Raw genomic sequence first — 13,472 nt, forward strand, 5'->3', positions numbered from 1 at the left:
TATCCGTTTTTATTGGTCCAGTTTATTATTGAATGTGGGGTTTATTATTTAGCAATTTTTCATTGCTTTTAATGTTTTTTCGGCCATTCCTTTAATTTTACGGGATGGTACTGCACAAACAGCAATTCTAACACCAGCCGCTAATGGAACTGCATAGATTAAATCATCATGTAATTTATTGCAAACAGCATCTGAATCAGATGATGGTATGGAGATAAAGAATCCTGCACGATATGGTAACATATTTAAACCACATTCTTTAGCTTCAGCCATAAAGATATTCGCCCGTTCTTTAATTAATTCATAAAAACCATCACGCTCTTTTTCAAACTGTGATAGCAATTGTTTATCATTATAGATCGTCGCAAGCAATTGCATTGCTCCCCTATTGATATTTGACCAAGTTGCTCTGCTAGTGTATTGATTAATATCGGCAAACTCTTTGCTGATTTCTTTACTGGAAGATATCCCAATCATTGCACCGGTACGTTGACCATACATCGTATAACCTTTAGACATGCTGAATGCCAAGATTCCTAAAATATTAGCAGGCAAGTTGCTGAACTGTTTTAAGAAACGACGAGTTTCATTTTTTTCTCCGGCATAATCAATATAGGCAATATCAACTAAAATTGTAATTTTTTTCGTACTATCTTTTGCTTCAGTTTTACAAACATCGAGTACTTTTGTCCAATCATCATCAGTTAAACTAAATCCTGTTGGATTATGAGCCGGCGTATTAATGATGATAACCAGTGAATCTTGTTTTTTCAATAAGTCATTAACTTTTAACTCAAAGGCCTTAATATTGAAATTTTGTTGTTCGTCAAATAATTGGTAAGTATCAAGTTTACGTAACGCTTCTTTACATAAGACAGTATACGGACCCCAATACCAATCTGAGGTAAGAATTGTATCACCAATTTCAGAATAATTCCAAATAGTATGATGTATTACTCCGCTACCACCTGCCGTTGCTACAGCATTGATATAAGCATCAGGCTTATTATCTTGGAAAGTTAAGTTGATTGTAGCATCAAGATAACTAGGTAGTCCCGCTATCGGTGCATAATTTATTAAATCATTAATTGGCATTTCTCTTAAAACTTTTTCAACAGTGGGGATGCAGGCTAATTCTTCATTATCATCCATTATCGCTCCAATTGTTGCGTTCACTACTTTATCTTTACCAAATTCTGCAGTTGCTTTTACTGCAGCACCACTGGCACCAAAAATCTTGTCAGTTGCAAATTTTCCTTTAGAATGAGAGGCAGCAATACTTGTTAACATTATATTAAATCCTCCTTTTGCTTAAAGCAAAAATAATTTATAGTTTAATAAGTTATATTAATTAGTATACAATAATTGTATGCATACTAAAAGGTACAAAATGAATTATTATTTCTCATTTTGTACCTTTATTTTTTTTTGAATTAAATTAAGCTTTATCAGCTACCGGAAAAAATTTATCATGAATTGCATTTACAGCGTCTTTAACTTGAGAAGCTTTGATTAAACAGGAAATACTAATTTCGGAAGTACTAATAACTTCAATATTAATACCGGCAGTCGCTAAAGCACCAAACATACCAGCCGCGATACCAGGACTTCCCAACATCCCAGCACCAACAATCGAAACTTTAGCAACATTTTCGTCAATAGTGACGCCAATTGCTTGTAAGTCTTTAGCGATATTAGTAACAATTTCTCTAGCATTATTTAAATCAGTACTAGCTACTGTAAATAACATATCGGTTACATTTTTTTCATCATTTCTTACACTTTGAACGATCATATCAACATCAACATTAGCAATTGCTAGTGCATCAAAAATTTTATGAGCAATACCAGGGCAATCAGGAACACCCAATACAGCTATTTTTGCTACATCATTATCGTGAGCTACCCCGCGAATTATAAACTCTTTATCTTCCATTGTATATTCCTCCCTGATAATAGTACCTGTTTCTTGTGTAAAAGTTGAACGAACATGGATTGGTACTCCAAAATTTTGCCCCATTTCAACAGAGCGTGGTTGCATAACACCTGCTCCTAATCGAGCCATTTCGAGCATTTCATAATAAGTAATTTCTTTCATTTTTCTAGCATTAGAGGCAATTCTTGGATCAGCAGAGTAAACACCATCAACATCAGTAAAAATTTCGCAAGAATCAGCTTTTAAAGCACCGGCAATAGCAACGGCCGAAGTATCAGAACCACCACGTCCCAGTGTAACAAAGTTCCCTAATTTATCTGACCCCTGGAAGCCTGCTACTATTACTACATTACCTTTATCTAATTCTTCAAACACTCGGTTTGGTTTAATATCTAAAATTTTCCCTTTGTTATGAACTGAATTTGCCAATAAGCCAGCTTGTGTACCTGTTAAAGAAACAGCCGGTTGACCTAGCATATTAAAGGCCATTGCCAATAAAGAAATTGAAACTTGTTCACCTGTGGTTAAAAGCATATCTATTTCACGAGGATATTTATAAGGATCCCCAGTGATATCTTTAGCTAATTTTAGCAAATCATCAGTAGTATCGCCCATTGCTGAAACTACTACAACGACTTTATCATCTTCTTTTTTTTCATCTAAAATTCTCTTTGCTACAGCCATAATTTTTTCTGTTGTAGCAACGGAACTACCACCAAATTTTTTTACTATTAACGCCATAGTCATCCTCCTAAGATTGTTCACAAATGCAATATTAGCATATTTCACAGAAAAAAACAAATACTTTTTTACAGTGGACACTCATTGCAAACAGCCTTGATAAAATGCTGATTTGTAAAATTTATTGAAATATATTATAAAATATAAGCTCCTTTAGTATCAATATCTAAGATTAAATAGGAGGATTTTACTTTATGTTTATTAAATGTTTCAACCATTGCTTGTCCAATTTTTTCTTCGTTTGTTTCGACAAAAGCAATTAGGCAAGGACCAGCCCCACTTAGTGCTGCGCCTAAAGCACCATTATTTAAGGCACTGTCAAAAACTTCAGCCATTCCTGGAATCAATTCCATTCGATAAGGCTGATGGATTTTATCTTGCAATGCTTCTTGTAAGTTTTCAAAGTTACCTTGCATCAATGAACCTACTAAAAAAGCAGTTCGACTAACATTAAAGACTGCATCTTGCAAACTAACTTTAGCTGGTAAAACCTTTCGTGATAGCTTTGTTGATAAATTAAACTCCGGTACTGCAACCACTAGTTTTAATGGCTTCGGTGGTAAAAAAGACAAGCATTTGGCATCACCGTCATTTTCAATACTGAGTGTAATTCCACCAAATAAAGCAGGTGCAACATTATCAGGATGACCTTCTATTTCAGTGGCAATTTGTAATAATTTATTTTTATCAAAGACATTGCCGATAGCTGCATTGGCAGCCATCAAGCCAGAGACAATAGCAGCGGCACTGCTTCCCAAGCCTCGTGCTAGTGGAATATTATTGTACATCTTAATATGAGCACCTTTGTAAGGAGCATTAGCAAGCTGCAATAATTTTTTTATTGCCAACCAAATTATATTTCGTTCATCACGGGGAATGTAATTACTACCTTCGCCGAAAATTTCAATAATAAGTTCTTCTTTGGAGGACAGAGTTAATTCTAAATCATTATAAATACTGCAAGCAAGTCCAATTGAATCAAATCCTGGACCACAATTTGCAGAAGTTCCTGGAACTCTAACTTTAATTGTTTTTGACATAATAAAATCTCCTGATAATTACAACTTTAAAGACTAGCTTATTCTTCAACCCTTATTACATTATAAACTTCAGTCACAACGTTTAAGGATTTAATATTAGTAAGTGCTTTTTGAATATTGACATCACTAATCGCACCAGTTAAAAGTACTAACTCAGCTTGATTATTTAGTTTTTGTTTTTGAATAACTGAACCTAAACTAACTTTTTGATCACCAAAAGCTCCGGCGATTAAGGCTAATACGCCTGGTTCGTCTTTTACTAAAAGTCTAATATAATAAGAAGAAATCGATTCATCAATTGAGGCAATTTTTTTATCTTCAAAACAGGTGCAGAGAATTCTACCGCTCATATCATGAACAATGTTACGAGCAACATCAATTACATCAGCTACAACGGCACTAGCAGTTGGTAATGAACCGGCGCCACGACCATAAAACATTGCTTCACCAACGGCATTCCCATTAATATAAATAGCATTGAATACATCGTTAACAGAAGATAGTGGATGCTTATTACTGATAAAAGCCGGATGAACTCGAACTTCAATACCGTTATCGACATTGTCTTTAGCAATTGCTAATAATTTTACAACATAACCTAATTCTTTAGCATATTTGATATCATCAGGTGTTATTTTGGTAATACCTTCCACGTAAACATCATTTAAAGATACCTTGGTATTAAAAGCAATTGATGATAATATTGCTAATTTTCTAGCCGCATCTAGTCCGCCCACATCAGCTGTTGGATCTGATTCAGCATAGCCTTTTTCTTGTGCTTCTTTTAAAACCTGATTATAATCCATACCTTCATTGCTCATTTTAGTAAGCATATAATTAGTAGTACCGTTAACGATACCCATTACTTCGGTAATTTTATTAGCCGTTAGACATTGCTTCAACGGTCTAATAATCGGAATTCCTCCACCAACACTGGCCTCAAACATAAAGTCAACTTTATGAGCAGTGGCAGCTTCAAACATTTCTCTACCATGTAGAGCGACAACATCTTTATTAGCGGTAATAACATGTTTTTTTGCTTGTAGTGCTTGGAGCATATATTGTCGTGCTGGGTTTTCGCCCCCCATTACTTCTACAACAATATTTATTTCAGCATCATTGATAATATCTGAAAAATCAGTCGTTAAGTTTAAGTTCGCATCAAACGCCTTAGCTTTTTCAATATTACGAACTAATACTGTTTTTATGTTAATCGGAAATCCTACCTTTTGTGAGATTTCGTGATTGTTTTCTTTTAAAACATTAACAATTCCTTGGCCAACTGTCCCTAGTCCTAATAAAGCGATGTTAATAGTTTTACTCATAATTTACCAATCCTTTCTTATGGCATAATGCTTTGGCCTAATACTTCTAGGCGCTTTACACCTTCAACCATGCGCAATTTATCTAATAATGCTTCTAAGTCAATTGCCAATTTTGCTGTTTCAATCGATATTGTCGCATTAGCAACCCCTTGAAGCGGTATTCCTTGATTAATGGTGAGAATACTACCACAATCAGCGGAAATTGTATTTAAAACACGTGATAAAACTCCTGATTTATGCTCTAATAATACTGCAAGTGTAACAATTTTATCACGACTGGCTTCATAAAATGGGAATACATAATCTTTGTATTTATAATAAGCACTTCTGCTTAGTTCCATTTTTTCTACAGCCTCATTAATTGTTTTTGCCTCGCCTCGTTTTAACATATCTTTAACTTTTATAGTTTTCTTTATAGCTTCAGGTAATATTTCTTCTCTAACCAGATAAAAACCCGATTGTTCTTTATGCATAAAAACGCCTCCGTACTTTGAGAATGGATAACAATCTACATACAGTAGACATTATAACATTGTTTATTAATAAAATACAAGAAAAATAGATTAAATATTAAAGGACTATCAAGATAAATAAATCATTTGATAGTCCTTTAATATTTTATTGTTGTTTTAATTGGGCAATAGTACCTTTTATATCATTAGAACCATATACTGCCGAACCGGCTACTAAAATATTAGCACCATGCTTGATGACTTTGGGGGCAGTCTCTAAATTAATACCACCATCAACTTGAATATCAATCTTAAGTTTTTTTGCATCAATCATTTCTTTTAGTCTGGCAATTTTATTTAAAGTTGCCGGAATAAAAGATTGTCCCCCAAAACCAGGATTTACACTCATCAATAAAACCATATCTAACTCTGGTAAAATTTCTTCTAAAGTATTTAATGGCGTGGCAGGATTTAATGAGACGGCTACTTTAACCCCACTACTTTTAACCTTTTGTACTAGACGATGTAAATGGTTGGCCGCCTCAATATGAATAGTGATAATATCAGCGCCAGCTGCTATAAAATCATCAATCAAGTTCTCGGGGTTATTAATCATTAAGTGAACATCAAAGGGTAACTTTGTTACCGTTCTTAACGCTTTAACTATTGGTGCACCTAAAGTTAAGTTTGGCACAAAATGTCCATCCATAACATCTATGTGAATCATATCAGCACCAGCCTGATCTATTTTTATTATCTCTTCGCCTAATTTTGAAAAATCTGCGGATAAAATTGAGGGAGCTACTTTTATCATTTTAATAAACCTTCTTTGCTTTTAATATTTCACTGAGAATTTGCAGATAAGAATTATAGCGATCAATGGTTATTATTTTTTCTTCAACAGCCTTTTTGATCGCACAATTTGGCTCTTTATCGTGAATACAAGTGTTAAATTTACATTGTCCAATGAACTGAGTAAATTCTGGAAAATAATATGGCAATTCAGTTTCTAAGATATGTTCAAATTCTGTAAAACTAAACCCCGGTGTATCTACTACAAAGGAATTTTCGTCCAACGTTAATAATTCTGCATACCTAGTAGTATGTTTCCCACGAGCTATTTTTTCACTAAGTCCACCCGTTGTTAATTTTAGTGTTGGACTAATTGCATTTAAAATTGAAGACTTTCCGACACCGGAAGGACCGGCAAAAACTGATATTTTATTTTTTAAATTAGCTCTTAGGTTTTCAATATTATAACAACTTTCAGCTGATACCATTATGATATTATAACCAATATTATAATACACGGAAAGCTTTTGTTGTAATTGCGCAGTATCAACTAAATCAACTTTGTTAATACAAATTATAATGTCTAAGGCTGATTTTTCGGCTAATATTAAAAATTTGTCTAACAAATTAAAGTTAATATTAGGATTAATGGCGGCAAACGTTAGAATGACTTGATCAACGTTTGCGACTAAGGGGCGTTCGAGTAAAGTTGTTCGTGGTAATATTTCTTCGATAATACCATTGTCATCTTCTAATATAGTATAGTCCACTTTATCTCCAACGCCTAAGGAAAATCGGTTCTTTTTTAATCTTCCACGCAACTTACAAGCTATTAATTTATTACCCTCTTTTACATAATAATAGCCATTATAAGCTTTTATTATTATTCCTGTCATATTGTTAACCTCATAGTATCTTTTCTAAAACTAGCGAGCCATTAAGATATAATTGAGCTCTAGTTTGCCCATTTAATTCAATCGGTTTTTGAATTTTATCACCAGGCTTATGAATATTTTCATAAATAATATGGCGACCATCATTATCAGTTACAACAATTTGTACAGCTTGTTTGGCTGCACCTTCCGGAATGGTATAAGTAATTACTCCCATTGCTGTTTTTTGCTGACTGTTTTTAGCAATTGTAAAGTCAATATTTGAATTTTCATCTACTTCAGTTCCTGGCGCAGGATTTTGCCCTAAAATAGTACCATTTGCTGAGTTATTGTCATTGACTTCTGTAATATTGCCAACCTTTAGTTTTAAACTTTCTAATTGTTTGGTTACTGCTTCTAGTTTATTTCCTCTAAAATCAGCTAACTTCACTTTATTATTAACACCTTTACTAATAACAATATCAATAGCTGAACCCTTGGCAACTTGACCGGAAGCTTTAGGATTTTGACTTAAAATAGTTTCAGCCGGTTGATCAGAAAATTCTTCGTCAACTTTTCCAATTTTCAGACCAAGCTCCCCTAATTTTCCTTGTGCTATTTTTAAAGTTAAGCCTCTGATATCAGGCATAGTAACCATTTCTCCACCTTTACTAATATAAATGGTTACTAAGCGTTGCTCTTTTACAATGGAGCCCGCTTCCGGATATTGTGAAACTACAGAACCTACCGGAACCTTAGGATCGAAAGTTTCAGCGACATTTACTCTTAAATTAGCATCCTCCAGCATTGTTTTTGCCGAAGTAAGTTGCATGCCTACAACACTTGGAACATTTACCTCAGCATTGCTCCAAAACTTCCCGTAAGCTAAAAATGATCCAATAAAGAAGCCTACGGATAATAATAAGACTAGCATTAAAATAACTTTTGTACGATTTTTATGATAAAATTTCTTAAAATCAAAGGCTGTATTTTTTTCTTCTTGAATTTGTTTTTGAATTGGAATAATTTGAGTTGCAAATTCATCCTCAGCAATGGGTTTATTATAACGACTATTAAAGTAATTTTGTACTAAATTTAAATCTTTGATCATAGCTGATATATTGTCATAGCGATCTTCTGGATTTTTTTCCATAGCCTTACTAACAATTGCTTCAGCCATCGGTGGTATTAATTCATTATGTTTACGCACTGGTATTGGTTCATCTTGTAAGTGCTTTAGAGCAATACTGACTGGTGTTTCACCTTTAAACGGAACAGTACCAGTTAACATTTCATACAATAAAACCCCTAGTGAATAGATATCGGATTTGGCACTTACAGAAATCCCGCGTGCTTGCTCCGGTGAGAAATAATGAACCGAACCTAAGACTGTATTTCCGTGGTTCATCGTTGTCGAAGTTATGGCCTTAGCAATCCCAAAATCAGTTACTTTAACTCTCCCGGTAGTTGTTAAGAGAATATTATGTGGTTTTATATCACAATGCACAAGATTATTTTGATGAGCATGTTCTAATGCCTCTGCGATATCAGTAGTAATTTTAAGAGCATCAGCAATATTTAAAATGCCTTCACGCATTATTTTTTCCTTTAAAGTTTCACCTGAAACAAACTCCATTACAATATAATTTTTATCCCCATCACTACCAACATCATAGATATTAACAATATTAGGATGTGACAATTTTGCAGCAGCTTGTGCTTCATACTTAAAACGAGTTTTAAAGTCACTATCATTTACAAATTGCGGATGTAACATTTTAATCGCTACAAAGCGATCTAATAATTTATCATGAGCACGATAAACATCAGCAGTGCCACCACCACCAATATGCTCTAACACTGTATAGCGATTATCAAGGATACGATTTAACATTATCTAACCTCCTTAATATTTAATATCTTACTAAAATTGCAGTTATATTATCGGTCCCACCAGCCTTTAAGGCTGTTTCAAATAAAGAATCAAGTACTAACTTTAAATTCTGTTCATTCAATATTGCTTCCAATAATTGTTCTGTACTAACCATATTAGTTAAGCCATCAGTACATAGTAATAACATATCATCAGGAAATAGTTTTAAAGAGCCGGTTTCAATATTAATCGTTTCTTCAATTCCGACAGCTCTAGTCAAAACGTTCTTTTGAGGATGATTTTGTGCTTCTTCTTTATTGATAGACCCTTGTTCTAATAACTCCCAGACCAACGAATGATCGTTAGTTAATTGCGTTAATGTTTTATTGCGGATTAAATATAACCTGCTGTCACCAATATGTCCCCAAAAGACTGTTTCATTTTTAATCAGTACGCTGGTAACCGTAGTTCCCATTCCATTATAGGAGTCATTAATAGTTGCTTTCGCTAAAATTTCTTTGTTGGCGGTATTAATAGCATGCTTCAATAATTGTGTAAAATCAGTACTGTCAGTTTCATTGTGTAAAATTATTTTTTTAATTGTTTCAACAGCTAATTGGCTAGCAATTTCACCTGCTAAATGCCCACCCATGCCATCGGCTACCACGTAAAAATCAGGTGAGATACAGGCAAAACTATCTTCATTGATTGGTCTAACTAAGCCAATATCACTTTTGGCGAATGCTAGCAAAGTAATCACCTCTTAAAATATTATTAATTATCTTAAAGCTATATACATACTGTTTCATATAATATTCTGGTATTGCCAATTTTAAAAATATCGCCATGGTTTAAAGCTACTTCAGTAATTTTTTCTTCATTAAGAAAAGTTCCATTTAAACTGGAGGCATCAAACAAGACATGTTTACTATTTTGAAATAAAATATAAGCATGTAGTCTTGAACTGTTAATATCCTTTAGTGGCAATTCATTAGTTTTTCTTCTGCCAATATTAATTCGGCTTGATCCTATACTTAATTTAAAACCTTGGTCATCACCTTCTATGATAGACAACGAGGCTGTTTTTTTTACGGTAATGGATTTTGTGGCCGTTATATTATCTTTTGAAAAGACTAACGTTTTAAATTGATCATCTGCTACGATGATTGTTTGTGCAGTAATGTCAGTGCTACTTTCTATATAAGCCTCTTGATATAGTTTGTTTTTATGCTTTACCTTATTTTGCAACAAAGACTTAAGCTTATTTAACATAAAAAGCTCCTTTATTTTAATAGATGTTTATTGCGAAGTTGCCCACAAGCTGCTTGAATATCAACACCCATTTCTCTTCGAATCGTAACGTTAATATGATTTTGTTCTAAAGTATCAACAAATAACTTTATGTGCTGATTCGCTGGTCGCTGATAGCCTTTTTCACTAACAGGATTAATCGGAATGATGTTAACGTTTGCTAAAATCCCCCTTAATAATACTGCTAATTCTTTGGCATGGTTTATTTGATCGTTTAAATCTTTTATTAGAATATATTCAAAAGTTATGCGTCGATTAGTTTTTGCTACATAATTTTTAGCTGCTAAAATCAAAGGCTGAATTGAATAAGTTGTATTGATAGGCATTAACATTGTTCTTATATCATCATTTGGTGCATGTAATGAGATTGATAAAGTAATGGGCAATTCTTCAGTGGCCAACTTTTCAATATAAGGAATTAAACCAGCTGTTGATAAAGTAATGCTACGATAACTTAAATTTAGTGTGTAACTTTCATGACACAATTTAATAAAATTTAAAACATTATCGTAATTAGCCATCGGTTCACCAGAACCCATAATTACAATTGAATTTATTCTTTCAGCATAGTTATCTTGCAATAACTTATTAATATATAAAACTTGTGCTAATAATTCTCCTACTGTTAAATTGCGTGTTAATCCATTAACCGCAGAAGCACAAAAGGTACAGTTCATTCCACAGCCAACTTGAGAAGATACACAAACACTATTGCCGTAGGATTGACGCATTAACACTGTCTCAACAGTATTGCCATCACTGTACATAAATAAAAATTTAATTGTTTTTTTATCTTTAGAAACTAATTGTTCTTTTAAAATTGGTTTATCAATAACACACAGTTCAGTTAGTTTTGTGCGAAGATTTAATGGTAGATTAGTCATTGCTGTAAAATCTTCCAGTTGGTCTTGATATAACCATTTTATAATTTGCTTAGCACGATATTTTTCAATACTATTTTCTTTGCAAAAACTTTCGAGTTCCTGCAAAGTATAACCAAATATATTTGTCATTTATTATCACCTTTAGTTATTGCGTTTCATTCTTGCAATAAAAAATCCATCCATTTTATCATTATGAGGCCAAATTTGAATTAATTCTTGCGTTGTTTTTGTTATTGGTAAAAATTGTCCGGTTACTTCAAGTTGAAAATTTTTATTATCTTGTAAAAACTGATAAATTACAGTTTGATTTTCTTCTTCTTCCGTTGTGCAAGTACTATAAACTAATACTCCGCCCGGTTTTACACACTTAGCGGCGCTATTAAGAATTTCTTGTTGTAATGTTGGTAATTCCTTAATTAACTCTTCCTCCTTGCGCCATCTTGAATCTGGTTTACGTCTAATAACACCTAGTCCTGAACAAGGTGCATCTACTAAAACTTTATCGGCAAAATTTTGATACTGCGTATGTAATAATTTTGCATCTAGTAATGTTGGCTCAATATTAGTTAATCCTAGCTTAGTAGCATTTTCTTTTATTTTATCTAATTTGTGTTGATAAATATCAGTTGCAATAATTTTACCGGTATTGTTCATTAGTGTTGCCATGTGTGTTGTTTTCCCACCAGGAGCACTACAAGCATCAATGATAATATCATTTTCTGTTGGTGCAACAATATGTGCAACTAACATTGAACTTTCATCTTGAATTTGAAATAAGCCTTGTTTTAATGACTCTAAACTTGATAAGTTAGGATGTTTTAAGCAAATAATACCTTCCGGTACTACTGTTGATGCGATAACTTCCATCTCTTCTGTTGCTAGTATTTTTAACAGTTCTGCTCTAGTTTGTTTTAAAGTATTAGTACGCAAACATAACGGTGGAGCAGAATTATTAAAAATACAAAGCTTTTCAGTATCAGTAAATCCTAATTTTTTTATCCATCGCTTAATTAGCCATTGTGGATGAAAATAAGTTAGTGCTAAAAACAACTCCGGATCGGTATTTCTATCCGGGAATTGTGCTTTTTCCGGAGATCTTACAGCATTGCGTAAAACTCCATTAACAAATTTAACCGTACCCGAATGACCATATTTTTTAGCTAATTCTACTGCTTGATTACAAGCGGCCGAGGGCGGTATTTTAGACATGAAAAAAATTTGGTATATACCCATTCTCAAAATGTCTTGAATAATAGGAGATACTTTTTTCAGTGGACGCGATAAATACTTTCCTAAAATCCAATCAATTGTTTTACCGGCTTTAACGGTTCCATATACCAATTCTGTAATAAATCGACGATCTTGATCTGACACTAACTCATGTTTTTTTATTTCACGATCTAAAGAAATATTAGCATAAGCTGAGTTTGTATTAACATCATTAATAATTTTAAGGGCTATTTCCCTTGGATTCATTTAATCACCTTTTCATTTTAAGAATTGAATAATTGCACTTTTAACAAGTTTTACATCAATTCTTGTATTTTTACAAGGACCATCCGGTCTTATATTTAACACCCCAACTACTGGTAGTGGATAGATATCTTGTATTCCACTAGTTAAATCACGTTCACAGGCTATTGCTAACACAGCTTTTGGTTTTAATTTTTTTATTATTTGTCGAGCTAACGTTCCACCCGTTACTACAGCAAAATTAAAGCCCAATTCTTTTGCTAAAATATTCAAAGCCCCAATTTGACATTTGCCACACTCTTTGCAATTATTTGTATCTCTTGTTATTTTGTGCGGACAATCTTCAAGCTGTAAACAGTGCGGTGTTAGAACCAAGAGCTCATGCGGTTGCACCTTAATATGTCTATTTTTAATTATTTGATTACTTACTTCAATAAAGGAAGACTCAATTTTCTCTTTATTAATATCAAATAGTTTTCCCAACATAACTGCCAAAGGAAATAATAAATTAATTGCTGTCCATGCTTGTCTTTTAAAAAAAGAGAAAGTTGGACAGCCAATAATTGCCAAAATCATTCCTAATAACCCTAAGGAAACAATTAAAAAAATTAAGATAAGTCCTCCGGCTATGAAAAATGGTAGTATTTCATTAATATCATACAAACCGCTAAAGCTTATTTTCCAGGCAGCATAAGCACAAAAAATGATAAAAACAAGGCTTAATAAAATAAGAGCAATAAACAATCTTTTTTTAGGTTTATACATTGTTTCAC

Annotated in this window: 13 protein-coding genes; all 13 read right to left on the reverse strand. The window is 33.2% G+C overall.

Going from position 1 to position 13,472, the window contains the following annotated elements:
- Positions 1-48 precede the first annotated feature (48 nt).
- The gene (locus tag KBI38_03605) at positions 49-1,290 is read right to left on the reverse strand and encodes an aminotransferase class I/II-fold pyridoxal phosphate-dependent enzyme (GenBank protein MBP8629152.1); all 1,242 of its coding nucleotides are present in this window, start codon (positions 1,288-1,290) and stop codon (positions 49-51) included.
- Between the two features lie 148 nt (positions 1,291-1,438).
- Positions 1,439-2,677 (reverse strand): aspartate kinase, encoded by a 1,239-nt coding sequence (locus KBI38_03610; GenBank protein ID MBP8629153.1) that lies wholly within the window; start codon positions 2,675-2,677, stop codon positions 1,439-1,441.
- Positions 2,678-2,811: 134 nt separating this feature from the next.
- Positions 2,812-3,717, reverse strand: a complete 906-nt coding sequence (locus tag KBI38_03615) for a homoserine kinase (GenBank protein ID MBP8629154.1) — start codon at positions 3,715-3,717, stop codon at positions 2,812-2,814.
- Positions 3,718-3,755: 38 nt separating this feature from the next.
- Positions 3,756-5,042 (reverse strand): homoserine dehydrogenase, encoded by a 1,287-nt coding sequence (locus KBI38_03620; protein MBP8629155.1) that lies wholly within the window; start codon positions 5,040-5,042, stop codon positions 3,756-3,758.
- Positions 5,043-5,059: 17 nt separating this feature from the next.
- Positions 5,060-5,515, reverse strand: coding sequence for an ACT domain-containing protein (locus KBI38_03625; GenBank protein ID MBP8629156.1), 456 nt, complete (start codon positions 5,513-5,515; stop codon positions 5,060-5,062).
- A 145-nt stretch (positions 5,516-5,660) separates the two neighbouring features.
- Positions 5,661-6,308, reverse strand: a complete 648-nt coding sequence (locus KBI38_03630) for a ribulose-phosphate 3-epimerase (GenBank protein ID MBP8629157.1) — start codon at positions 6,306-6,308, stop codon at positions 5,661-5,663.
- 1 nt (position 6,309) lies between these two features.
- The gene (gene rsgA / locus KBI38_03635) at positions 6,310-7,182 is read right to left on the reverse strand and encodes a ribosome small subunit-dependent GTPase A (protein MBP8629158.1); all 873 of its coding nucleotides are present in this window, start codon (positions 7,180-7,182) and stop codon (positions 6,310-6,312) included.
- A 10-nt stretch (positions 7,183-7,192) separates the two neighbouring features.
- Positions 7,193-9,052, reverse strand: coding sequence for a Stk1 family PASTA domain-containing Ser/Thr kinase (gene pknB / locus KBI38_03640; protein MBP8629159.1), 1,860 nt, complete (start codon positions 9,050-9,052; stop codon positions 7,193-7,195).
- Between the two features lie 19 nt (positions 9,053-9,071).
- Positions 9,072-9,782: a Stp1/IreP family PP2C-type Ser/Thr phosphatase gene (locus KBI38_03645; GenBank protein ID MBP8629160.1), complete on the reverse strand. Its 711-nt coding sequence runs from the start codon at positions 9,780-9,782 to the stop codon at positions 9,072-9,074.
- Between the two features lie 38 nt (positions 9,783-9,820).
- Positions 9,821-10,303, reverse strand: coding sequence for an FHA domain-containing protein (locus KBI38_03650; GenBank protein MBP8629161.1), 483 nt, complete (start codon positions 10,301-10,303; stop codon positions 9,821-9,823).
- An 11-nt stretch (positions 10,304-10,314) separates the two neighbouring features.
- Positions 10,315-11,355, reverse strand: coding sequence for a 23S rRNA (adenine(2503)-C(2))-methyltransferase RlmN (gene rlmN, locus KBI38_03655; GenBank protein ID MBP8629162.1), 1,041 nt, complete (start codon positions 11,353-11,355; stop codon positions 10,315-10,317).
- Between the two features lie 12 nt (positions 11,356-11,367).
- On the reverse strand, positions 11,368-12,702 hold the full coding sequence (rsmB, locus tag KBI38_03660) for a 16S rRNA (cytosine(967)-C(5))-methyltransferase RsmB (protein MBP8629163.1): 1,335 nt from the start codon (positions 12,700-12,702) through the stop codon (positions 11,368-11,370).
- Between the two features lie 12 nt (positions 12,703-12,714).
- On the reverse strand, positions 12,715-13,464 hold the full coding sequence (locus KBI38_03665) for a DUF116 domain-containing protein (GenBank protein MBP8629164.1): 750 nt from the start codon (positions 13,462-13,464) through the stop codon (positions 12,715-12,717).
- Positions 13,465-13,472: the final 8 nt, after the last annotated feature.

The organism is Negativicutes bacterium, from assembly GCA_018052945.1.
In the GTDB taxonomy this organism is placed as follows: Bacteria; Bacillota; Negativicutes; order JAGPMH01; family JAGPMH01; genus JAGPMH01.